Annotated in this window: 19 protein-coding genes and 4 pseudogenes; 6 read left to right on the top strand and 17 right to left on the bottom strand. The window is 71.7% G+C overall.

The window, feature by feature from the left end:
- The first annotated feature begins 6 nt into the window (after nucleotides 1–6).
- On the top strand, nucleotides 7–189 hold the full coding sequence (locus WBG99_RS28885) for a hypothetical protein (protein WP_338900609.1): 183 nt from the start codon (nucleotides 7–9) through the stop codon (nucleotides 187–189).
- Here the strand turns inward: WBG99_RS28885 and WBG99_RS28880 are convergent.
- From WBG99_RS28880 to WBG99_RS28855, 6 genes and pseudogenes are all read right to left on the bottom strand, one after another.
- Entirely contained in the window at nucleotides 102–287 is a 186-nt protein-coding gene (locus WBG99_RS28880) for a hypothetical protein (RefSeq protein ID WP_338899103.1), read from the bottom strand. The genes WBG99_RS28885 and WBG99_RS28880 overlap by 88 nt on opposite strands.
- Nucleotides 284–1,252 (bottom strand): hypothetical protein, encoded by a 969-nt coding sequence (locus WBG99_RS28875; RefSeq protein WP_338899102.1) that lies wholly within the window; start codon nucleotides 1,250–1,252, stop codon nucleotides 284–286. Before WBG99_RS28875 ends, WBG99_RS28880 begins: the two co-directional genes overlap by 4 nt.
- Nucleotides 1,249–4,791, bottom strand: coding sequence for a DNA polymerase III subunit alpha (gene dnaE / locus WBG99_RS28870; protein ID WP_338899101.1), 3,543 nt, complete (start codon nucleotides 4,789–4,791; stop codon nucleotides 1,249–1,251). The genes WBG99_RS28875 and dnaE overlap by 4 nt, the downstream gene beginning before the upstream one ends.
- A 521-nt stretch (nucleotides 4,792–5,312) precedes the next feature.
- Nucleotides 5,313–5,435, bottom strand: a pseudogene (locus tag WBG99_RS28865) (slipin family protein); the annotation flags it as partial.
- Nucleotides 5,436–5,644: 209 nt separating this feature from the next.
- Entirely contained in the window at nucleotides 5,645–6,547 is a 903-nt protein-coding gene (locus WBG99_RS28860) for a S1 family peptidase (protein ID WP_338899100.1), read from the bottom strand.
- Nucleotides 6,548–7,059: 512 nt separating this feature from the next.
- The gene (locus WBG99_RS28855) at nucleotides 7,060–8,265 is read right to left on the bottom strand and encodes a DUF5685 family protein (RefSeq protein ID WP_338899099.1); all 1,206 of its coding nucleotides are present in this window, start codon (nucleotides 8,263–8,265) and stop codon (nucleotides 7,060–7,062) included.
- 306 nt (nucleotides 8,266–8,571) lie between these two features.
- Here WBG99_RS28855 and WBG99_RS28850 point away from each other — a divergent pair, with 306 nt between their 5' ends.
- Entirely contained in the window at nucleotides 8,572–9,015 is a 444-nt protein-coding gene (locus tag WBG99_RS28850; RefSeq protein WP_338899098.1) for a cell division protein SepF, read from the top strand.
- Between the two features lie 51 nt (nucleotides 9,016–9,066).
- Here WBG99_RS28850 and WBG99_RS28845 read toward each other — a convergent pair.
- Nucleotides 9,067–9,528 (bottom strand): annotated as a pseudogene (locus WBG99_RS28845) (acyl-CoA dehydrogenase family protein); the annotation flags it as partial.
- Nucleotides 9,529–9,564: 36 nt separating this feature from the next.
- A complete protein-coding gene (locus WBG99_RS28840; protein ID WP_338899097.1) occupies nucleotides 9,565–11,172 on the bottom strand; it encodes an MFS transporter in 1,608 nt (535 codons plus the stop codon).
- 336 nt (nucleotides 11,173–11,508) lie between these two features.
- On the opposite strand from WBG99_RS28840, the gene WBG99_RS28835 reads away from it, so the two are divergent.
- Together WBG99_RS28835 and WBG99_RS28830 are read left to right on the top strand one after the other, a co-directional pair.
- Nucleotides 11,509–12,729 carry a glycosyltransferase family 39 protein gene (locus WBG99_RS28835; protein WP_338899096.1) on the top strand — a complete coding sequence of 407 codons (1,221 nt, stop codon included), beginning with the start codon at nucleotides 11,509–11,511 and terminating at the stop codon, nucleotides 12,727–12,729.
- A gap of 240 nt (nucleotides 12,730–12,969) precedes the next feature.
- On the top strand, nucleotides 12,970–13,998 hold the full coding sequence (locus WBG99_RS28830) for a phosphatase PAP2 family protein (RefSeq protein ID WP_338899095.1): 1,029 nt from the start codon (nucleotides 12,970–12,972) through the stop codon (nucleotides 13,996–13,998).
- A 104-nt stretch (nucleotides 13,999–14,102) separates the two neighbouring features.
- Here the strand turns inward: WBG99_RS28830 and WBG99_RS28825 are convergent, their stop codons facing one another.
- The 6 genes and pseudogenes from WBG99_RS28825 to WBG99_RS28800 form a co-directional block, all read right to left on the bottom strand.
- Nucleotides 14,103–14,318 (bottom strand): I78 family peptidase inhibitor, encoded by a 216-nt coding sequence (locus tag WBG99_RS28825; RefSeq protein ID WP_338899094.1) that lies wholly within the window; start codon nucleotides 14,316–14,318, stop codon nucleotides 14,103–14,105.
- Nucleotides 14,319–14,722: 404 nt separating this feature from the next.
- Nucleotides 14,723–14,936 (bottom strand): annotated as a pseudogene (locus tag WBG99_RS28820) (HTH domain-containing protein); the annotation flags it as partial.
- A gap of 68 nt (nucleotides 14,937–15,004) precedes the next feature.
- Nucleotides 15,005–15,841, bottom strand: coding sequence for a hypothetical protein (locus tag WBG99_RS28815; protein WP_338899093.1), 837 nt, complete (start codon nucleotides 15,839–15,841; stop codon nucleotides 15,005–15,007).
- Nucleotides 15,838–17,103, bottom strand: a complete 1,266-nt coding sequence (locus tag WBG99_RS28810) for a glycosyltransferase family 4 protein (RefSeq protein WP_338899092.1) — start codon at nucleotides 17,101–17,103, stop codon at nucleotides 15,838–15,840. Before WBG99_RS28810 ends, WBG99_RS28815 begins: the two co-directional genes overlap by 4 nt.
- 194 nt (nucleotides 17,104–17,297) lie before the next feature.
- A pseudogene (locus WBG99_RS28805) lies at nucleotides 17,298–17,927 on the bottom strand (ABC transporter substrate-binding protein); the annotation flags it as partial.
- A 7-nt stretch (nucleotides 17,928–17,934) separates the two neighbouring features.
- Nucleotides 17,935–18,135, bottom strand: coding sequence for a hypothetical protein (locus WBG99_RS28800; RefSeq protein ID WP_338899091.1), 201 nt, complete (start codon nucleotides 18,133–18,135; stop codon nucleotides 17,935–17,937).
- A gap of 73 nt (nucleotides 18,136–18,208) precedes the next feature.
- Here WBG99_RS28800 and WBG99_RS28795 point away from each other — a divergent pair, with 73 nt between their 5' ends.
- Together WBG99_RS28795 and WBG99_RS28790 are read left to right on the top strand one after the other, a co-directional pair.
- Nucleotides 18,209–18,979 (top strand): hypothetical protein, encoded by a 771-nt coding sequence (locus tag WBG99_RS28795; RefSeq protein WP_338899090.1) that lies wholly within the window; start codon nucleotides 18,209–18,211, stop codon nucleotides 18,977–18,979.
- A 227-nt stretch (nucleotides 18,980–19,206) separates the two neighbouring features.
- Nucleotides 19,207–19,572 (top strand): hypothetical protein, encoded by a 366-nt coding sequence (locus WBG99_RS28790; RefSeq protein WP_338899089.1) that lies wholly within the window; start codon nucleotides 19,207–19,209, stop codon nucleotides 19,570–19,572.
- A 70-nt stretch (nucleotides 19,573–19,642) separates the two neighbouring features.
- On the opposite strand, the gene der is transcribed toward WBG99_RS28790, so the two are convergent.
- From der to cmk, 3 genes are all read right to left on the bottom strand, one after another.
- Nucleotides 19,643–21,115, bottom strand: a complete 1,473-nt coding sequence (gene der, locus WBG99_RS28785; RefSeq protein WP_338899088.1) for a ribosome biogenesis GTPase Der — start codon at nucleotides 21,113–21,115, stop codon at nucleotides 19,643–19,645.
- A 78-nt stretch (nucleotides 21,116–21,193) separates the two neighbouring features.
- Entirely contained in the window at nucleotides 21,194–21,895 is a 702-nt protein-coding gene (locus tag WBG99_RS28780) for a lysophospholipid acyltransferase family protein (RefSeq protein ID WP_338899087.1), read from the bottom strand.
- The gene (gene cmk, locus WBG99_RS28775) at nucleotides 21,853–22,530 is read right to left on the bottom strand and encodes a (d)CMP kinase (RefSeq protein WP_338899086.1); all 678 of its coding nucleotides are present in this window, start codon (nucleotides 22,528–22,530) and stop codon (nucleotides 21,853–21,855) included. Before cmk ends, WBG99_RS28780 begins: the two co-directional genes overlap by 43 nt.
- Nucleotides 22,531–22,572 lie beyond the last annotated feature (42 nt).

Raw genomic sequence — 22,572 nt, 5'->3', positions numbered from 1 at the left:
CCGGCGGTGCCAACAGGCGACGACGAGGCCTCCGCCCCCTCCGAGGAGCAGATCGAGGACGGTGCCGACAAGTCGGCCGTCGAGCACGGCGGCCACGGTGACTACGATGCGCCGACGCACGGCCCGTCGGCGCCGAGGAGAATCCCGCCCGGACCGGCGGCGGGAGCGTGGACCCGTACGAGGGAGTAGCCGCGGTGCACGAGGTACGGCGCGAGGCCCGGCCAGTTGTTGGCCGACTGACGCCGGGCGCCCCCCGGGCCGACCGGGCTCCGCATGAGGGGAGTCACGCCGCCAGCGTGCCCGGCATCACCGCGTGCGGGCCGAACTTCGCCCGCGCCCGGTCGGCGACCTCCTCGATACGGCGGACCTTCTCGTCGACGGGGTCGAAGGCGAGCTGGTGGGAGGCCTGGTCGGCGGGGGTCAGGCCCTCGGCGCGCAGGGCGATCGCGCGGACCCGGGCGCGCTGGAGGCCGAGCGCGTCGTACATGCCGTAGGCCACCGAGGTCAGCGCCGGGGAGTGGGCGGTCGGCTCCCTGAGGGTGCGGGTGCGGGTCGTCGAGGAGCGGTCGGCGTAGCGGACGGTGAGGGTCAGGGTGCGGCAGACCTTGTCCAGGGCGCGCAGCCTGGCGCCCAGTTCCCCGGCGGCGGCGAGTAGGGCGCGCCGGTGCCGGTCCGGGTTCAACTCGTCGCGGGGGAAGGGCTGTTCGGTGGCGAGCGAGCGGGCGACCGCGTTCGGTACGACCCGGTCCCGGTCGATGCCGTTCGCCTTCTCGTGCAGTTCGCGGCCGGTCTTCGCGCCGACCAGCCGCTGGAGCGTGGACAGGGGCGCGGCGGCGACGAGGCCGAGGGTGCCGAGGCCGTACTCGCACAGCGTGCGGGCGGTCGCGGTGCCCACGCCGGGCAGCGCGGCCACGGACAGCTCGGCGAGGAAGTCCACGACGAGGTCCTCGGGGACCGCGCACGGTGCTCCGGGCGCCGCCGCCCCCAGCGCCAGCCGCGCCGACAGTGGTCCGGGCCCGGCGCCGATCACACAGTCGACGCCGTACAGCGCGAGGGCGCGGACCCGGATCAGCCGGGCCAGCGCCTCGGCGTCCCGGCCGAAGTACCGCTCGGCGCCCCGCAGATCGGCCAGCGCCCCGTCGGGCGGCAGCGCCTCCACGACCGGGGTGAGGTCCTCGATCAGACCCAGCAGGCCGGGCAGGGCCGCCTCGTACCCCGGCGGCAGCTGGAAACGTACGCAGAGGATGGTCATCCCGCACTCCCCGGACTCTGGTGCCACAACTTCCGTACCTTCGAGGGCTCTTCGCCAGCGGGCCGCAGATCGGCCCACGGGTGCATCTCGTAGCCGGTGGGCAGGTGGACGCGACGGCCGTGCGTCGGGTCGCCGTCTCCTCGCGGTACCGGCTCCGCCAGTCGGGGCGCCACCGCGTCGAGGCCGCCCTCGCGCCGCAGCTCCACCAGTTCGGCGAGGTTCCAGGCCGCCGCGCCCACCACGCTGAGGCTGCGCGGTCCGCGCCGCTGCACCACCCCGCGCACCAGCAGCAGCCAGGAGTGGAAGACGGTGTGGGCGCAGGCGTCGTGGGAGTCGTCGAAGAAGGCGAGGTCGACCAGGCCGGTGCCGTCGTCGAGGGTGGTGAAGACGACCCGCTTGCCGGAGCGGATCGGCGGGGTCTGGGTCGCCGCTTTGGCGCCCGCGACCAGCACCGTCTCCCCGTGTCGCGCCGCGCGCAGCCGCCGCGCCGGCACCACGCCCAGCTCGTCGAGGAACTCCCGGTGGTCGTCCATCAGATTGCGCGAGACATCCATCGACAGCACACCCAGCTCGGCGCTGAGTCTCTCGGCGGAGGTCAGGTCCGGCAGACCGGCCGGCGCGGTCCGCCGCCCACCCGCTGGGGGTACCTCCCACACGTTCGGCAGTGGGGGAGGCAGCTGGCTGCCGCCCGCCCCCCGGCTGCCCCGGTGCAACTCCGTCAAGTGCAGTTGCAGATCACGCCGGTTGGCACCGAACGCGTCCAGCGCGCCGACCTGGGCCAGCCGCCCGGCCAGCGGCCGGCTCGGCCGGGCCCGCTGCCAGAAGTCCAGCAGTGAGGCGTACGGCTGCCCGTCCGCGATGCGCGCCGCCTCGGCCTCGCTGATGCCGTGCACGTCGGAGAGTGCCAGCCGGACACCCCAGCGGCCCGGGGAACCGGACGGAGACGACCCGGTCGGTTCGACATCCGGCAGTTCGACATCCGACTCCCTTTGATCGGACACCAGTTCGATATGATGGGCGACCGCCGACCGGTTCACGTCCAACGGCAGGATCGGCACCCCGCGCCGCCGCGCGTCCGCCAGCAGCAGCCGCTTGGGGTACATCCCGGGGTCGTGCGTGAGCAGCCCCGCGTAGAACGCCGCCGGATGGTGCGCCTTCAGCCACGCCGACTGGTACGTCGGCACCGCGAAGGCCACCGCGTGCGCCTTGCAGAAGCCGTACGACCCGAAGGCCTCGACGATCTCCCACGTCCGCCGGATCGTCTCGGCGTCGTACCCCTTCACGGCGGCGTGCTGCGCGAACCAGACCCGGATCCGCCCCTGCGACTCGGGGTCGGAGAGCCCGCGCCGCACCCGGTCCGCCTCGTCCCGGCCGCACCCGGTCATGAGGTGCACGATGTCGATGACCTGCTCGTGGAAGACGACCACGCCGTACGTCTCCCGCAGCGGCTCCGCCAGATCGTCGTGCGGGTAGCGGACCGGCGCCCGCCCGTGCCGGGCCGCGATGAACGGCCGCACCATGTCGGCGGCGACCGGACCGGGCCGGAACAGCGAGATGTCCACCACGAGGTCGTGGAAGGTAGCCGGCTGGAGCCGCCCCACCAGGTCCCGCTGGCCCGGCGACTCGATCTGGAAACAGCCCAACGTCTCGGTGGAACGGATGAGTTGATACGTCTCCGGGTCGCCCGCACCGCGCTCGAAGTCGAGGGCGTCCAGGTCGACCCGCCCCCCCGTGGCCCGCGCCACCTCCGCCACCGCGTGCGCCATCGCCGACTGCATCCGCACGCCCAGCACGTCGAGCTTGAGCAGCCCGAGGTCCTCGACGTCGTCCTTGTCGAACTGGGACATGGGGAACCCCTCGCCGCTGGTCGGCATCACCGGCGTACGGGCGAGGAGGGAGGCGTCGGAGAGGAGTACCCCGCACGGGTGCATGGCGACCCCGCGCGGGAGGGCGTCGAGCGCCTCGACCAGCTCCCACAGTCGGCCGTACCGTTCCTTCTCCCCCGCCAGCTTCCTGAGTTCGGGCAGCTCTTCGAGCGCCGCCCGCGCGTCCCGCGCCCGGATGTGCGGGAAGGACTTGGCGATCCGGTCGATGTCGGCGGGGTCCAGACAGAGGGCCGCACCCACGTCACGGACGGCGTGACGGACGCGGTACGTCTCCGGCATCGCGACGGTCGCGACCCGCTCGGCGCCGAAGCGGGCGATGATCGCGCGGTAGACCTCGAGCCGGCGCGCGGACTCCACGTCGATGTCGATGTCGGGCAGCACGGTCCGCCGTTTGGAGAGGAACCGCTCCATCAGCAGGCCGTGTTCGACGGGGTCGGCGTGGGCGATACCGAGGAGGTGGTTGACCAGGGAGCCCGCGCCGGAGCCGCGCGCGGCGACCCGGATACCCATCTTCCGTGCGTCGTCGACGACTTGGGCGACCGTCAGGAAGTAGGAGGCGAAGCCGTGGTGGGCGATGACGTCCAGCTCCTGGTGCATCCGGTCCCAGTACGCACGCCGGGTGTCGTAGCCGAACCGCACCATCCCCGCCGCCACCCGTGACGCCAGCGCCCGCTGGGCGGTGCGCCGGCCCGCGCCGACGAGGTGCGACTCGGGGAAGTGGACGGTGCCGAGTCCGAGGTCGTCCTCCGGGTCGACCAGGCACTCGGCGGCCGTGGCCCGGGTCTGCTCCAGCAGGCGGTACGCGGTGTCGCGGCGGTATCCGGCGGCCTCCACAACCCGCTCGGCGACGGCCAGCATCGCGTCCGCGCCCTTGAGCCAGGCCTCACCGGAGTCCAGCTCGCCCCGGGGGTCGACGGGGACGAGCCGGCGGGCCGCGTCCAGGACGTCGGCGACCGGGCCCATGCCGGGGTCGGCGTACCGGACGGCGTTGCTGAGAACCGGGCGGATCCGCTGCTCGGCGGCGAAGCCGACGGTGCGGGCGGCCAGCCGGAGGGAGCCGGGACCGGTGCCCTCACGGCCGTGCCACACCGCTTCGAGGCGCAGGGCGTCACCGTGGATCTCCCGCCAGGGCACGAGGAGCTTCGCGGCGCGGTCGGGGCGCCCGGCGGCCAGCGCGCGCCCCACGTCGGAAGCGGGACCGAGGAGCACGGTCAGGCCCTCGGCGGCACACTCCGACCAGGGAAGCAGCGGCGGACCCGCGCCCCGGCCCTGGGCCTCGCCGGCGCCCGCATGCGCTGCCGAAACGATTCTGCACAGCTCGGCCCAGCCGGTCGCCCCCTCCCGGGCGAGGAACGTCGTACGAGGAGTCGACTCATCGACAAATGCACCGCCGCGCACGGGAGCGCGCCGCCGCGCCTGCCGCACGGGAGCTACGGGCGCCCCCACCGCCAGGTCCACCCCGAACAGCGGGCGGATCCCCGCTCCGGCGCACGACTTGGCGAACCGGACGGCGCCCGCGAGGGTGTCCCGGTCGGTGAGCGCTAGGGCGTCCATGCCCCGTTCGGAGGCGCGCTCGACGAGCCGCTCCGGGTGCGAGGCGCCATGACGCAGGGAGAACCCGGAAGCGGTGTGCAGATGCGTGAACGCCGACACGCGCACCTCCCGCACTCGATCACTCGAACATCAGTTCACAGCCTTCCCGCCTCCACCATAGACCACTTTTCGAACTTCTGTACGACAACCGTTCGACCCTGTCCCACCTGCACAAACGTCGCCCGCCCCGGGCCGTGGAGGCAGGACGCAGACGTCCGGTCCCGCCCCCGGATCCTTCCTCGTACGAGCTTCTGAGCTTCCAGTGCGTCTTCGGGATCGCCGGCATCGGGATGCCGCCCTGCCGGTGGTGATCGCCGGGCAACCCGAGCGCGCGGGGGGGCGCTGCCGCCGCCGTTCCGGGCGACGATCGCTCCGGCGCCGCCACCGGGCGCGGCGTGCGGGTGGATCACTCGATCGCGTACTTCGAGGGCACCGACATCACCGGCCCACTGCTGGAGCTCGCGGCCTGGGCAACAGCGGGGGCCGCCATCACCGTGGTGATGGCGGCCCTGAAGAAAAAACCTCGGAGTGCCGAGGCTCAGCCGATCTCGGCGCCGGGCGGGCCCGCGCACCCTCGACCTCAGCCGGCCGAGCCGGAAGACCACCCCCCGCTGATACTGCTTCACCACCCGCGCCGCCGACATCACACAGACCGCGCCGAAGGACGCGAGGGCCGCCCCCGCCGTCACCGGCTCCTCGACCACCACGGCCCCCAGGGTCCGAAGTGGGCGCATGAAAGGGAGTACTCACGGGCGGCGCACGCGCCTCGGCGCGCATCCGCACGCATCCCGACGACAACCCCGCCGCCCGAACGAGAGCGAGCCCCCGCACATGGGGTGCGGGGGCTCGCCGCTGCCGGCCACAGCTGTGGTGGGGGCCGGTGCCGTGGGAAGCGCGCCGGCTCCCGGTCGGCCTAGTAGACGCTGACGCCGTACGCGCTCAGGGCCTCGGTGACCGGCTGGAAGAAGGTCGTACCTCCCCAGGTGCAGTTGCCGCTGCCGCCGGAGGTCAGACCGTACGCGACACCGTTGCTGCCGTAGAGCGGGCCGCCGGAGTCGCCGGGCTCGGCACAGACATTGGTCTGGATCATGCCGTAGACGACATCGCCGCCGCCGTAGTTGACGGTCGCGTTGAGGGCGGTCACGCGTCCGGTGTGGGTACCGGTGGTGGAGCCGCTGCGGATGACGTTGGTGCCCACGCTCGGGGTGGCCGCCCTGGTGATGTCCACGTTGCCCGCGGTGCCGTCCTTGGCGATGGACGTGTTGCTGTAGCGCACGATGCCGTAGTCGTTGACCGGGAAGCTCGACCCGGTGGTCGGGCCGAGGACCGTGGTGCGGCCGGAGTTGGAGTACCAGGTGCCCGCGCCGTCGGTGCAGTGACCGGCGGTCAGGAAGTAGTAGGTGCTCCCGCTGCGGACGTTGAAGCCGAGGGAGCAGCGCCAGCTACTCGCATAGATGGCGTCGCCGCCCTTGGTCAGCTTGCTGAACTTGCCCGGGGTCCGCTTGATCGTCAGGGCGTCGGCGTTCTCGCCCGCCGACTCCTTGATCTTCGCGAGCTCGGCCTGGGAGACGGTGCTGTCGACGGTGACGACGACCTTGTCCGTCGCCGTGTCGATCGCCCAGGCGGTGCCCGGGATGTCGGCCTTGAGCACCGATGAGCTGGCGCTCTTCAGCTCGGCTGCGCTGAACGTCTGGGTGCCTGCCGCATGTGCGGCGGGGACCGTGACGGCGGCTGCGGCCACGAGTCCGGTGGTCACGGCGATCAGCCGGGTCCGTCTCGTGATGCCGCTGCGGGGGGTGGTGCGCTTGATCCTCACTGTTCGTTCCCTCCAAAGGGAAGTCGGGGGCCCGCGTGGGGTCGGGGCCCGTGAGGCGCAGATCAGGGACACCGGTCCGGATTCCGGACATGCCGTGCCCCTGACAAGACGCTGATGGGAAGTATTCGGCCGAACCGCCGATCCACGCAAGAGTGCCTTTCGGCCTCCCGGAACCCAACCGGCGCCCTGTCTGCGGCAGTTGACCCCAGCAGGGAGTATGTGTGGGTTCTGCGCGAATCCCGAGCACTTCACCGGGCCTCGCCGAAGGAGTCGTCGTAGCAGGCCGCGACCCCCGGGAGCGGCGACGGCCGGCGCCGTCGCCCGCGTCGCCGAGCACCGCCGCCGACCGCCGGTCGGGGTGCGCGGGCCCCGGCCCGCGGCTGTCCGGAAGTCGTGCACCGAACTCCTCAGCCGCTCGGCCCGCCGAACAGGCCCAGTCGGCCCGAGACGCGAGCGCGGCGCCTCCTGCGCACACGGCGACGCGCCGTGATCCCCCGCGTTCGCCTTCCCCTTCAGCAGTCACAGCACTCGCAGCAGTCGCAGTCCCGGCAGCACCCCTCGCGCTTCTTCCGGGACCAGGGACCCTCGTACTCCTTGGCGCAGCACAACTGGCAGGTGCAGCACAGCAGCCAGAACATCCCGCACCCCGCCCAGAACCCCCGCCGCTTCGGCGGCTGCGGCGACGGCGCCCCACCGAAGCCACCGCCACCACCGCCGCCGTAGGCGCCGCCGCCACCGAACGGATTTCCACCGCCTCCGGCATACGGGTTTCCGTCGCCCCCGCCGTACGGGTTCCTTCCGCCCCCGGCGTTCGGATCACCCGGTCGCGGCGCCCCGCCCCGCTGATGGGCCGAGCACACCGGCACCGACCCGAAGACCCGGTCCACCGACCGGCGCAGCTCATGCACGAGCAGCAGATGGGCCAGCTCGCCGTCCACGAAGTCGGCCTCGCGCAGGGCGAGCCGGATGCCGTGCAGGGCGTCGCCGGAGAGCCGCCGGGCCTCGGCGAGCGAGGTCCCCGTGGCGGTCAGCGGGTTCCACGCGCCGACGGCGGCGTCGGCGGCCCGGTCCTCCACCGCGTCCAGCAGGTGGGCGAGCCGTCCGAAGAGGCGTCCGGCCTCGGCGAGCGGTTCGGCGTTGCCGGGGCGGCCGGCCAGCACCGCGGTGTGCGCGAAGGCCGCCGCGGTCGCCGTCTCCGTCGGCTCGGTGACCGCCGGCAGCGGGGTGCCCGGCCCTGCGAGCGCCTCGACTCCGGCCTGCCGGTCCACGGCGTCGACCAGCACCGCCGTGTCGAACCCGATGTCCGATCCCGTACGGGCCCCCGCGCGCCCCCAGCTCCCCGCGACCCGGCGCGCGGCGAGCGCCACCGGCTTACGGGCGAGCAGTCCGTCCCCGTCGGCCACGTGGTCGCGCACCTTGGCCGATGCGAGCACCAGCGAGACGGCGGCGGCGAGCCGCGCGCCCTCGCCCCGCGCGACGGAGGCGGTGCGCATCCCGCGCAGCGGACAGGGTCCGGCGGTCCGCCGCCAGTCGGTGGTGCGCCCGGCCTGAGCCTCCGTCAGGACCGAGACGAGCAGGCCGTCGTAGTTGGTGACGACCCGGGCGAACTGCCCGTGGTCCTCGCGCAGCGCGAGACAGAGCCCGCACAGATGCGCCATCCATTGGGTCCGCAGCCCTTCGCCCAGCCGGTGGCCGCAGGGCCTCACGATTCCGAACACGACATTCCCCCGTGGCTTCCCCGTGTCTACCGCGCGTTCATCGCAGTTCGCCGCATCGTAGCCATCGGAACGTTCACCCGGACGCACCGACGCTCACCCAAACGCCGCGAACAATATTATTTCACTCTCAGTCAGCAGACGTGTACGGCACAGCCCTTGGGGCACATGGACTCTCGACGAATTCGTTCTGCACCAGTACCGTCACGAAACCCCCGTGCGGCGTCTAACCACTTGGCGAGACATCCGCATCATGGACGACGATAGGGATGCGGAAAGCACGAAAGACCGCTGCGAGAGGAGGCGTCCATGGGATCGGTGCGCAAGGCGAGTGCCTGGCTTGGCCTCGTCGACGACAACGATGACGAGCGTTACTACGACGACGACTACGCCGATGAGCGGGAGTCCGGCTCCGGCGAGGCGTGGGTCACCGACCCTCGCGTCAAGGTCGCGTCCGAGTCCGCGCAGGAGCAGGGGCGCCGGATCGGCACGGTCACACCGGACAGCTTCCGTGACGCCCGGCACATCGGCGAACTCTTCCGGGACGGCGTCCCGGTCATCATGAACCTCACGAACATGGAGCCCGCCGACGCCAAGCGGGTCGTCGACTTCGCGGCCGGTCTGATCTTCGGTCTGCGCGGTTCCATCGAGCGGGTGTCCACCCGCGTGTTCCTGCTGTCCCCCGCCGACACGGAGATCGTCAGCGGCGAGGTCGCGAGCCGTCCGGCCGACGGTTTCTTCAACCAGAGCTGAGGCAGGGCCGCTCGCCGGCCCCGCCCTCCGGTGCGGGTCACGCGACGCGGCTCACCGGAAGGCGTCGAGACCGGTGAGCGCCTTGCCCAGCACCAGTTGATGCATTTCGACGGTTCCCTCGTAGGTGAGCACGGACTCCAGATTCGTCGCATGCCGCATCACGGGGTATTAGAGATCCCGTTCGCGCCGAGTAGTACCGTCCGGGCGGTACGGCAGATCACGACAGCCTCTCGTACGTTGTTCAGTTTGCCGAAGCCGATCTGCTCGGGACGGAGCCGTCCCGCGTCCATCCGCCGCCCCAGATGGTGGGCGAGCAGATTCCCCTTGTGCAACCCGACCGCCATGTCGGCGAGTTTGGCCCGGGTCAGCTGGAATCCCCCGATCGGCTTGGCGAACTGCTCCCGCGTCCTGGCGTATTCGAGGGCCGCCTCGAAAACATGCCCGCGCGGCCTCCATCGAGCCCCACACGATTCCGTAGCGGGCGTGTGAAAGACAACTCAGTCGGCCTTTCAGCACCGTCTCGCCGCGCCCCAAGCAGGTCAGCGCGGGTCAGCGCATCGACTCCGCGCGGACAGAGGTCGCCTTGGCCTCGCGCGGCCCTGGCACGTCCGCGTCCGCCGCGCACTCCATGAGCCGGGGCAGCCGCAACGCCATCACCGCCCCCAGGAGGAGCAGGGCCGCACTCACCAGTAGCGTCACATGCAGCCCATGGACGAACGAGTCGCGGGCGGCATGCCGCAGGGCCTCGCCCGGGGGCCCGCCCAGCCGGTCGGCGACCTCGTACGCCTCGCCCAGCGAGTGACCGGCGGCGGTGGACGCCGAGCCGGGCACCCCCGGCACCGACGACAGCCCGGGCGCGTACGCCGCGTTCATGACGCTGCCGAGGAGGGCGATACCGATGCCGGCGCCCAGCTGGTAGGAGGTCTCGCCGATCGCGGCTGCCTCGCCCGCCGAGGACGCGGGCGCCTCGCTCAGCATCGACTCGTACGCCCCGAAGAGGGTCGTCTCCAGCCCGAAGCCCAGCAGGACGAACCCGGCGAGAAGCAGGCCCGCGTTGTCGTGGCGCCCCATCGCCGTGAGCAGCACGACGGCGAAGGCGGTGAGGCAGAAGCCGAGGGACACCATGCGGCGCGGCCCGAAGCGGTGCAGCAGGTGGGAGCCGACGAGCCCGGCCGCCATCGCGGCGACGGTCAGCGGCAGCAGCCGCAGCCCCGTCTCCAAGGGCGACAGCCCGAGGACCAGTTGCAGATACTGCGCCGCGATCAGCTCCAGCCCCACCAGCGCGAGCATGGCCAGCACGATGCAGCCGACGGAGGTGCTGAACGCGGGGCGCGCGAACATCCGCAGGTCGACCAGCGGATGCGTCCGGCGCCGCTGCCGTCGCACGAAGGCGATCAGCAGCGCGCCGCCGCCGAGGAGCGCCAGCGCGGTGCCGGGGTCGAACGGCGGGTGGCCGCCGCCGAGTCGTTTCACGCCGAGGACGATGCCGAAGAGGCCGACGGCGGCCATCAGGGCGCCGACCATGTCCCAGGGGCCGTCGCGGTCGCCCGTCGACTCGGGCAGGAGGAGTCGTCCGAGCGGCAGGCTGACGAGCATCAGCGGGATGTTGACGAGGAAGACCGAACCCCACCAGAAGTGCTCCAGCAGGAACCCGCCGAGCAGTGGTCCGACCGCCGCGCCCACCGCGGCGACGGCGCTCCAGATACCGATGGCGAACGCCCGCTCGCGCCGGTCGGGGAAGACCTGGCGGAGGATCGACAGCGTCGCGGGCATGATCATCGCACCGCCGACGCCGAGCAGGGCGCGGGCCGCGATCAGGACCTGCGGGTTGTCGGCGCAGGCAGCGAGGCCGGAGGCGACGCCGAAGAGGGCGTATCCGAGGAGGAGGATCCGTCTGCGGCCGACCCGGTCGCCGAGCGTGCCGAAGAGGATCAGCAGCGAGGCACAGACCAGCGGGTAGACGTCGACGATCCAGAGCAGTTCCATGGCGCCGGGCTTGATGTCCTCGGTGACGGCGGGCACCGCCACATGCAGCACGGTGGCGTCGACGGCCACGAGCAGCAGGCTGGTACAGAGGACCACGAGGACGACCCAGCGGTGTGTACCGGCCCCGGCCTGCCGACGGCGTCGCGCAGCGGCCGTGGGCGTCCCGGACATGTACGTACCTCCCAGTTGCTCTCGCGTTCGGCGGAACCACGGGGCGGGGACTCCCCGGCGGCTACGGCCCAGGAGGAGCGGCGTCCCGGGCCCGCGCAACGAAAGGCGAGTGAGCCGTCAGCGTACGCGAGTTCCAGACGGTGCAGCGTGGCGGGTGTCTCATCGAACTCTCATGTGACGTGTGCCATAGGTCACGCCGCTGGACGGGCACCGGTCCTCCATGGGGCGTTCATCATGCGTCCGGGATTCACCCGTGGTTCGTCCGTCGCGGTCTCTGACGGGCCATCACGTGACGGGTGGCCCGGCCGGTCCCTGGCTCCGCCGATAATCGAGCACGTGACCGATCTTGCTACGCGCCCGGCGGCACCCCTGTGGAGGCGGGCCGCCCCCGCACTCCTCGGGTACGCCTGCGTGCGCGCCCTGGGGCTCGTCGCCCTCACCCTGTGGAGCGCGGCGCGCGACAGGAGCGCCCTGACGCTGCTCTCGGCCCGCTGGGACTCGCTCTGGTACACCCGCGTCGCCGAACTGGGCTACGGCTACGAGGTGCGCCTGCCGAACGGCGACGTCCACTCGAACCTGGCGTTCTTCCCGCTGCTGCCCTGGCTGGAGCGGGCGGTGTCGGCGGTGACCCCGCTGTCGTACGCCCACGCCGGCCTGGCCGTCGGCATGCTCGCCTCGCTCGCGGCGGCCTGGGGCGTCTTCGCGGTCGTCGACCACGTGTACGGGCGCCGGGCCGGGGTGTGCGCCGTGCTGCTGTGGGCCGTACTGCCGGTCGGCGTCGTGCAGTCGATGGCGTACACGGAGGCGCTGTTCACCGCGCTGGCCGCGTGGTCGCTGCACGCGGTGCTGACCGGCCGCTGGGTGATCGCGGGCACCCTGGCCGCACTCGCCGGGCTGACCCGCCCGGTGGGGCTCGCGGTGGTCGCGGCGGTGTGGGCGGCGGCGATCGCGTCGTCCGTACGGGATCGGCGGTCCGGTGCGACACCCACCGCCGAAGGCCCGACCCGCGCTCCCTCGTCCGGAGGGAACCGGAGTGCGGACGCGTCGGGAGGCACCTCTCTCTGGCCACGTGCTCTCGGAATGCTTCTCGCGCCCCTGGGCGTCGGCGGTTATGTCCTGTGGGTGGGCCGTCACACGGGCAAGGGGCCGCTCGGCTATCTCGACGTCCAGGCGGGGTGGCGCAACGGCTTCGACGGCGGCTGGGCCTTCGCCCGGTTCGTCGCCGACAAGTTCACGTCGTTCCCGTCGGCCCTCGCGGGCGTCGGGCTGACCATCGGGGTGGCACTGATCATCTGGTTGTACGTCGTGTGCGTACGGCAGGGGCAGCCGCTTCCGTTGCTGGTGTACGCCGGCGTCGTCACCGCGCTGGCGCTGTGCGCGTCGAGCTACTTCGGCTCCAAACCCCGTCTGCTGATGCCGGCCTTCCCGCTGCTGCTGCCGCTCGCCCGGACGCTGGCACGGGCCCGTACGCCCACGTCAGCGACGGTTCTCGGCGGTGTCGCGGTGGCGTCGGCGGTCTACGGGGCGTTCTGGCTCAACGGCTCCGGCCCTCCGTGACCGGCCCGTGACACACGGCGAGCGGCCGGGCTAATTCCACGCGAGCATTCGGTGAACGAATTAAAAGGCCCGTAAAACCGACACCCCGCATTGAGTCATGGAATTACAGACGGAGCGTCCGCGACGATTCATCATTCAGCAGAAATAAACATCAATATGAGAGCAATGCCACATCACGGCGTCATCACAAAGCCGGTGATTCACGCCGCGTCCGAGCTCACTCGCTGTAACGTCGATTGAGTGCGTACCGAACGAAACCCGACCCGTCTGGACCGGGTCTTCTCCAGGCTGGACCGCGAGCCGGAACGGCCGGCCCACATCGATGTGCCAGGGATGACCCGGCACAGGGTGGTGCTGTTCTCCTCCACCCTGGCCTTCTACGTCGCCATCGTGTGGGCCGTGATCATCACGTCCTGGCTGGTGCGGCTCGACTGGCAGATCATGTTCTTCCGGCCGTACCAGCAGTGGCCGGAGATCCACGCGTTCCTCGACTACTACGTCGTCCTGGGCCAGCGCGGCCCCACCGCCGTGATGGTCGCCGCCTGGCTGGGCTGGCGCTCCTGGAGACAGCACACCCTGCGCCCGATGCTCGCACTCGGCGTCTCGCTGCTGCTGCTGAACATCACCGTCGGCGCCGCCAAGCTCGGCATGGGCAGACTCGGTCCGCACTACGCCACCGAGATCGGCTCCAACGAGATGTGGCTGGGCGGCGACATATTTCCTTCGGGCCACACCGCCAACGCCGTGGTGACCTGGGGCATCCTGGCCTATCTGGCGTCGACGCCGAGGGCCAGACGCTGGCTGTCCGCACTGTCCGCCGTGACCTCGCTCGGCGTCGGCCTCACCACGGTCTACCTCGGTACGCACTGGTTGAGCGACGTCCTGCTGGGCTGGGCCGCCGGTCTGCTGATCCTGCTGGCGCTGCCCTGGTTCGAGCCGCTGATCGCCCGCGCCGAAGCGTGGATCTTCTCGCTGCGGGACATCTGGCGCGACCGTGGTGCGCTGCCGGCGGCGACCCCCGCGCCGACACCCACCCCCGTGTGCACGGCCTCGCTGCGGGCGCCCGGGGACGAGCCCGCGAGCGTCCGTGACACCGGCATCGCGGCCCGTGCCGCCCATGCCCCGATCGTGCCGCTGCATCTGCCGTCCGGACCGCATCTGACCAGGTCGGAGCGGGCCCCGATGACCCCGATCGGTACCCGCCGACCACCCCACGCGGACCGGGTCGCACGGAACACGGCCTCGGCCCGGCCGGTCGCGGGCGGCTGACACGAGACCGCGGGGCCGGTACGCACCACCCATCCCCCGCGGGCGAGGGCCCGGCTCGTGACGAGCCGGGCCCTCGCCCGTCCCGGTCCGGACGGCGGTCGGACTCAGCCCTTCCAGGCGCGCTTCACCCGGCCCTCCTCGACCTCGAAGTTCAGCCGTCCGAAGCGGTACTCCATGGTGATGATCGCGCCCGGCGGCAGCGTTCTGACGGTGGACCAGCCGCGCTCCCGGGCACGGCGCTCGGCGCTCGGCGCTTCCAGTCCGACGTACGCGTCGGGGTCGTCCTGGGGTTCTTCGGGGCGGTGCGGAATGGGTGCCATGGCCGCCACGTTAGGCCGCCGAGAGCCCCTTGTCCTCCCACGGTCACGCTTCTGTCACAGAACGACAACACGCGTCCCGGCCGCCCCGACATCCACCGACGGCGCAACGGGCCGTCACACGTACGAGCGGTTCCGTACGCCTTTGGAGCGCTGCCGAACGTAAATTCCGGGCCAGTTCGGCACCCTCTCGAACGGCCCGTCGAAAAGGATTCCGAGAGGCCGCGTGCCGGGTTCGTGTCCGGCCTTTTCCCTCCGATTCCCGGACGGACTCCCGAAAGTCGGTACCACACGGGAAATACGCTGTTCCCGCACACTTCCCCCGTATGCGCGGACCACAAGAAGGCCGACCGTCCGATGCTGTGGGCGGCCTGGCGCGGCACCGGCTGGGCACCGAGGGTGGCGCAGGGACGCAGTCCGGCCCCGGCGCCGAGCTGGTGGCCGCCGCCCGCGCCGGGGCCGACGTTGACGGGACCGCCCCGTTCGAGCAGCCCGGTCCACGTCCCGGCGGACCGTGCGCGGGGTGGCCCCGAGCCGGTCGGGCGACTCGGAGCCGGACCATTCCCGGTGGGCCCGCAGCAGCGAGAGCAGCCTCAGCAGCCGTGCCGAGGACTCCACCATGGGGCGAGTCCGCCGGCGGTCGAGGGCAGGTCGCGTCCTCGACCTGCCCTCGACCGCCGGACCTCCGCTCAGTCCACGGCGACGACCGTGACGGACAGGTCGTTGTCGACCGTGTAGTGGGGCCTGGCCTCCACCGGGCCGTGCTCGGTCTCGACGCGGGTCTTGGGATAGACGAAGACGGGGATCTTGTCGACGATGTCGTCGAGCAGCCGCGCGATGCGCACGCGCGGGCCGGTCTCACCCTGGGGGCGCAGCCACAGGTCCCAGGTGCCGGGCCGCAGGTCGCCGTAGGCCACGGTGAAGCGGAGGCCGCCCCGGTCGTCGGAGGTTAGGCCGGCCCGTAGGGCGGATGCGGTTCCCTCCCGGTCGGTGAGTTCGGCGTACGCGTCGGGGGCGGGGGCGGCACCGTAAGCCTGGAGAGTCACCTCCAGCTCGCCGCCGCCGATGTGGAGTTCGCCGGCCTCGGCGTGCGGGGAGCGCTCCCAGCTGCGGATGGTGAGGTTGCCGTGCTTGGTGCCGTACGGGATGCGGACGGCGACCCGGTCCGCGGTGGGGGTGGGGGCTCGGTCGACGAGGGAGCGCAGGTCGTTGAGGCCTGGGGACAGCCGTCGCGGCTCGTCGTCGGCCACCTGGAGGTAGGCGTCCCAGCGGCCCTCGGGGACGTCCACGCCGCCGGGCAGCGCGGCCCTCAGGCAGCCGTCGCCGGCCGGGGTGAGCGGCAGGCGCACCTCCTGCTCGCCGGCGCGGCGGCAGAGGACCACGTGGGCGGGGCCGGACCCGCCGCGGTCGGTGATCTCGAAGGTCAGGCCGCCTGCGAAGTCGGCGACACAATCGGTGCGCGGGGACGTGGCGGTGTCCTCCTCGTCGTCACGGTGCGTGGGCTGCTGCGGGGCCAGGGTCGTCATGCGGTACGCGCCCTCTTGAAAGCGGAACGTCCGGCATCCCGAACGGCGTACGCCTGGCCCAGCAGCGCCCCTCGCGTGCGGTGCAGGGAGCCGCGCATGCGGCCCACCGACGACGAGACGGCGCCGCGCGCCGTGAGGTCGCCGAAGAGCGTCTCGTAGCGCTCGGCGATGCGGGACGGGTCGAAGCGCTCGGAGTCCTTGAGCGCGGCGTGGGCCATCCGCTGCCGCTTGTCGTCGTCGTTGATCAGTTCGAGGAGACCGTCGGCGATGGCCTGGACGCTGCCGACCTCGACCAGGCGGCCGTCGACGCCGTCGTCGATGATCTCGCCGGGGCCGTGGGGGCAGTTCGTGGAGACCACGGGCAGGCCACAGCGCATGGCCTCGACGATGGTCATGCCGAAGGACTCCAGGCTGGAGGTGACGGCGGCGACGGAACCCTTGGCCCACTCGGGTTCGATGGGGTTGGCGGGGCCCATCAGATAGACGTGGTTGTAGAGGCCCAGTCTGTCGATGAGGGCGCGGAGTTTGTCCTTCTGCTTGCCGCCGCCGTAGATCCGCAGCCGCCATTCGGGCTGCTCGTCGCGCACCTTGTCGAAGGCCTTGACGAGCAGGTCGTAGCGCTTGACGGGGGCGAGCCGTCCGGCGGCGACGACCCACTTGCCGGTGCCGTCGGCGGGGTCGACGCCCGGCGGGGGCACCGGATTGGGCACGGCCTGCAGGCGGACGCCCGGCAGCCGCATCTTCGAGCCGTACGCGCGCGCGTCCGCCTCGGTGGTCGTGGTGAGCGCGTCGAGCCGCGGGTAGACGCCGCGCAGGGTGGCGCGCAGGGCCGGGGAGTGGCTGTCGAGCGTGAGGTGCTCCTGGCCGACCCGGATCGGGCCGTGGCGGGTCTGCCGGGCCATGTGCACGTTCAGTCCGGGCCGGGTGCCGACCAGGACGTCCGCGTCGACCGAGGCGAGGTGCTCGGCGACGCGCCGGTCGGTCAGGGCGCTGTACTGGTGGTAGCGGCCCTCGGCTCGCGGGAAGACCCTGGCGGGGCGCCGCAGGTCGGCATGGTCCCTGTCGGCGCCGCCCTCCCGGATGTCGACGAGTCCACGCAGCCGGACCCTCGGGTCCACGTCGAAGACCGGCTCGTCTCGGTGGCGGAAGACGGAGACGATCTCCACGTCGTGCTGTTCGGCCAGGGTGTTCGCCAGGTTGCACGTCGTGCGGATCGTTCCCCCGATTCCGTACGCGTTGTGTATCAGGAAGGAAATGTGCATGCGTCCCCCGAACCCCCTGTTTCTCCGGTCGTCCATCTGTGGCGGTGCTGGTCATCCATCTGTGGCGGTGCTGGTCCACCACCACACGGTCAGACCCCGGATACAGGAGAAGGGTTGGACGGCATCACCAACTCGTTTTGGAACAGTTGCGCGATCGGTAGCCGGGAGAGGGAACCTGTTCGCCGCCCAACGCGTCAGGGCTGGTAAGGGAGTTGCGGTACGTCGAAGCAGTTGTCGTTCATGTCCTCCTGGCTCACCCACCCCTCGCCGTCCTGCCGGCGCGCCACGGACAGACAGGTCCTGCGGGCCTTCGATGGCTCGGCGAGCCGTTCAAAGCGGACGGGGACGAGCAGTCCGTCGGCGGTGTCGGGCTCGGCGCGGTTCATGAAACGGTCGACACACACGCGCGTGACGCCGTCCCGGCTCCCGGCGCACGATCTCGCCGCGTCCGTGAACCACATCGCCGCCCCCACCCCTCCAGCCGCAACCGGGAGTGCGCCTTCAGCGCCTTGGACGCGTCCCGGAACTCCCGCACCTCGTCGCCGGTGTCCGCGTGGTCGCGACTGAACCCGGTGGCCCACAGGGCGTTGCGGCAGCCGCGGGGCGCCCCTGTAGTCCTTCTGCGACCGTGGAGGTCCGGTTCCGGACGTTGGTGACCTTGGGCGTGACATCGGCGCCGGCCTCGTCCATCGCCCGGCAGAGCCGGGCGTTGCCAGGCCGTCGATGGCGTCGAAGACCAGTTCGGCGCCCTGCTCCTGGATGTCGGCGGCGGCGCGGAAGTCGGGCAGCGCGAAGTCGACCATGCGTAGCAGCTATTTCCAGCCACCCATTTCATTCCCTGATTTCCGGATTTGTCAACCAGGCGGCCTGGTGACCCGTGACCCACTTCACCGCCTCAACTTCCTCGACAATCAAGGAAGTTGACAAGAAGTGACCGGTTCCACCCGGGGAGCCGCCCCGCACGCCGGTTGGTTCGATTCCGTTCGTCGTCGAGCGTGACTCCGGCCACAGATCGCCCGTTGTCTCCTTCATGAGCCGGAACCTCCGCGCTCATGGGCCGGGCGTTGCCCGGCACCGACACGCACCGCATCCCGAGGAGCCACCCGTGCCGCGCATGCTCGAGGTCAGCGACGAGGTACGCGCCGAGATCGGCGACGAAGAAGCCGACCGGCTGCTCGCCGGAGTGAACGCCCCGGGCGGCTACGACTGCACGTCGTGCCGCACCCCGGGGGACTCCGAGCAGGAGCGCACCAGCACCGTCCTCTTCGTCGGCGACGAGACAGCCGTGCTCGCCTTCGCCCACGCCACCTGCCTGCCCTCCCAGGTCGTCCAGGTCACCGAGGAGCAGTTGCGGGGCGCGGCCCGTTCCATCGCCGGGGACAGCCCTGCCCAGGCCGCGCCCGAGCAGGCCGTGCTCGGCGTCACCAGCGGACTGATCCTGCTCGGCGGCGAGTTGCACCCCGCGCTGGTCGTCGAGCCGACCGCCCCCATCGCCCGGCCGGGCACGACCGGCGCGGGTGACGACTTCCTGCCGCTGCTCATCGAGCAGGGCTTCATGCCGCTCCCCCGGATCGACTCCGTACCGCCCGTGCTGCACGGCTGGTCCGTCCTGCTCGCCATGGGCCAGCTGCACGCCATCCTGCAGCCGGGGACCGCCGGTGGTTCGCCGGTCGCGTGGTGGCAGGCCCATCAGGCACTCCAGGTCGCCGACGCGTGGCGGGCAGCCGCGAACAAGCGCCAGCAGGTGCTGATGTTCGCGGCGCCGGTGGGGTCGATCGGGCGGCAGCCGCGGGAGGACCTGCTGCGGGACGCGCTCGACAAGGCCGCGGCCAACGGCAAGTTGGTGGCCGCCACTCTGCCGCTGGCCGGCACCTGATCGTCGCGCCTCGGGGTCCGCTCCGGACTCTCGCCGCAAGGCATTCGCCGACCGGCCGGGTACGGGCCGTGCGACCGGTCGCACGGTTCCCGGCACCCCCTTGAAAGCAAGGCCCCACCGGAGGCTGAATGGTGGAGGTTGCGCATCTCTTCCCGGGCGGGGTCGTTGGCACAGACGTGCACGCATACGACGTTCCCCACCGCCAGTCCTATCAGTCGATCCCGTCCATGCGGCCGGCTCAGGATCATTCGGGCGGCCCATCGGCCACGCCCATCTACGACGCGCTCTACGCGGAGTGGGTCAGGACGTATCGGACCCTGCCGGGTGACCGGCACGGCGAGGAGGAGCTGGGGTTCACGGGGTTCGGGAACCCGCACGGCCCAGGCGGCCATCGTGGTACGGGCTCGTACAACTCCGGCTCGTTCGGTGCCCTGCACGCGGCGGGGCATCTCGCCACCCAGCGCGATCCCCAGCCCGGTCACACGGCCACGACGACCGCCGTGTGGCAGCCGGTCGGCCGGATGCCCACCGGGACCACGGGGATGCACCACATCCCGTCCCCGCTGACGCCGGGCCCCCGCCGAGGTCTTTGAAGCGGGCACACCAAGAGGCGGCCACCCGGATGACCGGGTGGCCGCCTCTTCGTGTCCGTTCTGCGCCCCTCTACTTCTTCTTGCCGCGCTTCTCCCGCACCCGCACCGAGATGTGGATCGGGGTGCCTTCGAAGCCGAACTCCTCGCGCAGGCGGCGCTCGATGAAGCGGCGGTAGCCCGCCTCGATGAAGCCCGAGGCGAAGAGGACGAAGCGCGGGGGCTTGGTGCCGGCCTGGGTGCCGAAGAGGATGCGGGGCTGCTTGCCGCCCCGGATCGGGTGCGGGTGGGCGGCGACCAGCTCACCGAGGAAGGCGTTCAGGCGGCCCGTGGGGACGCGGGTCTCCCAGCCGGCGAGTGCGGTCTCGATCGCGGGGACCAGCTTCTCCATGTGGCGGCCGGTGCGCGCCGAGACATTGACCCGGGGCGCCCAGGAGACCTGGCCGAACTCGGTCTCGATCTCCCGCTCCAGGTAGTAGCGGCGCTCCTCGTCGAGGGTGTCCCACTTGTTGTAGGCGATGACCATCGCGCGGCCCGCCTCGACGGCCATCGTCACGATGCGCTGGTCCTGGACCGAGATGGACTCGGAGGCGTCGATGAGGATGACGGCCACCTCCGCCTTCTCGACGGCGGCGGCGGTGCGCAGCGAGGCGTAGTAGTCGGCGCCCTGCTGGAGGTGGACGCGCTTGCGGATGCCCGCCGTGTCGACGAACTTCCAGGTCACGCCGCCGAGTTCGATCAGCTCGTCGACCGGGTCACGGGTGGTGCCCGCGATCTCGTTGACGACGACGCGCTCCTCGTTCGCCACCTTGTTGAGGAGGGAGGACTTGCCGACGTTCGGGCGGCCGATGAGGGCGATGCGGCGGGGGCCGCCGACGGCCGTGCCGAAGCTCTGCTCGGGGGCCTCCGGCAGGGCCTCCAGGACGGCGTCCAGCATGTCGCCGGTGCCGCGGCCGTGCAGCGCGGAGACGGGGTGCGGCTCACCGAGGCCCAGGGACCAAAGGTACGACGCGTCGGCCTCGCCGCTCGGGCCGTCGACCTTGTTGGCGCACAGCACCACGGGCTTGCCGGCCTTGCGCAGCAGGCGTACGACGGCCTCGTCGGTGTCGGTGGGGCCGACCTTGGCGTCGACGACGAAGACGACCGCGTCGGCAGCCTCGATGGCGTACTCGGCCTGGGCGGCGACGGAGGCGTCGATGCCGAGGACGTCCTGCTCCCAGCCGCCGGTGTCGACGACCTTGAAGCGGCGGCCCGCCCACTCGGCCTCGTAGGTGACACGGTCGCGGGTGACGCCGGGCTTGTCCTCGACGACGGCCTCACGACGGCCGATGATGCGGTTCACGAGGGTCGACTTGCCGACGTTCGGGCGGCCCACGACGGCGAGGACGGGCAGCGGGCCGTGGCCGGCCTCCTCGATCGCGCCCTCGACGTCTTCGAGGTCGAAGCCCTCTTCCGCGGCGAGCTCCATGAAGTCCGCATACTCGGCGTCGCCAAGCTCTCCGTGCTCGTACTCCGCCGAGCCCTCGGAGGAAGTGTGGTCGTTCATGAAGTCCGTACCTCGTTCATCGTGGTGATCGGTGGAGCGCCCGGCTGTCGCGCCGGCTGATCCACTACTCAGTGTCGCCTAGCGGCCGGTGAGCCGCCTGGCGTTTTCCAGGTGTGCGCCGAGCTGCTTCTGGATGCGCTCCGTGGCCTCGTCGAGCGCCTTGCGCGTTCGCCGTCCGCTGCCGTCGCCCGCCTCGAACGGGTCTCCGAAGACGACGTCGACGCGGGAGCGCAGCGGGGGCAGCCCCTTCATCAACCGTCCTCGCCGCTCCGTGCTTCCCAGGACGGCCACCGGGACGATCGGCGCTCCGCTGCGCACGGCGAAGTAGGAGAGCCCGGCGCGCAGCGAGGCGAAGTCGCCCTCGCCGCGGGTGCCCTCCGGGAAGATGCCCAGCACTCCGCCGCCCGCCAGGACGGCGAGCGCCTGGGTGATGGCGGCGCGGTCGGCGGTCGAACGGTCCACCTTCACCTGCCCGATGCCGAGCAGGAAGGGGTCGAGGGGACCGATGAACGCCTCCTTCTTGATCAGGAAGTGCGTCGGGCGGGGTGCCACGCCCATGACCATCGGGCCGTCGATGTTGTGGGAGTGGTTGACGGCGAGGATCACCGGACCGGTCGTGGGGACCCGCCAGGCTCCCAGGACGCGTGGCTTCCACAGCCCGTACATCAGCCCGACGCCGATACGCCGGCCGACCTCGGCACCCCGTACCGAAGGAGCCTCTGCCGAAAGAGCCCCGCTCACTTTCCCGCCCGCTTCTCCTCGACGAGGGTGACCACGCACTCGATGACCTGCTGGAGGGTGAGGTGCGAGGTGTCCACCTCGACCGCGTCGTCCGCCTTGGCGAGCGGCGAGGTCTTCCGGCTGGAGTCGGCCGCGTCCCGCTTGAGCAGGGCCTCGCGGGTCGCGTGGACGTCGGTGCCCTTCAGCTCACCGCTGCGGCGGGCGGCGCGGGCCTCCGGGGAGGCGGTGAGGAAGATCTTCAGGTCCGCGTCCGGCAGTACGGTCGTGCCGATGTCGCGGCCTTCGACGACGATGCCGTTCCCGGCACCCGACGCGATGGAACGCTGCAGCTCGGTGATCCGCGCCCGCACCTCCGGCACCGCGCTGACCGCGCTGACCTTGGAGGTGACCTCCTGGGTGCGGATCGGCCCGGCGACGTCCGTACCGTCCACGGTGATGGTCGGGCCCGACGGGTCGGTCCCCGAGACGATGTCCGGCTTCCCCGCGACGGCGGCTATCGCCGAGGGGTCCTCGATGTCGATGCTGTTGTTGACCATCCACCATGTGATCGCCCGGTACTGGGCGCCCGTGTCCAGGTAGCTCAGTCCGAGCTGCGCGGCCACGGCCTTCGAGGTGCTCGACTTGCCCGTGCCGGAAGGGCCGTCGATGGCAACGATCACTGTGGCGCGTTCCACTGGGGAGCACCTTTCCTGGTCCGAGGTGGTGGGGCGGCACGG

This window comes from Streptomyces sp. TG1A-60, from assembly GCF_037201975.1.
GTDB lineage: Bacteria > Actinomycetota > Actinomycetes > Streptomycetales > Streptomycetaceae > Streptomyces.
Note: the sequence above shows the minus strand (reverse complement) of the source record. Positions and strands in the feature narration are given on the sequence as shown.